Source organism: Monashia sp. HAY1-2A (assembly GCF_056755315.1).
Genome location: NZ_JBNDHY010000604.1, coordinates 1 through 250, shown reverse-complemented (window position 1 = coordinate 250; position 250 = coordinate 1). Strand labels below are relative to the sequence as shown.

The 250-nt window shown below is 40.4% G+C and carries 1 protein-coding gene; it reads right to left on the bottom strand.

Annotated features, from left to right (window positions below; genetic code table 11):
• The coding region (locus ACPYOM_RS23215; protein WP_481347778.1) for an EF-Tu C-terminal domain-related protein at positions 1–250 on the bottom strand (250 nt) is incomplete at both ends.

Below are 250 nucleotides of genomic sequence, written 5' to 3'. Positions count from 1 at the left end.
CACCTGTAACGTCAGTAGTTCTTACGTAGAACTGAGGACGGTATTTGTTGTGGAATGGAGTGTGACGTCCACCTTCTTCTTTAGAAAGGATATAAACAGATGCTTTGAATTTTTTGTGTGGCTTCACAGATTCTTTCTTAGCGATTACCATACCTCTCTTGATGTCAGTTTTTTCAATACCTCTCAACAATAGACCTACGTTATCACCAGCTTCACCTCTGTCTAGGATTTTTCTGAACATCTCAACCCC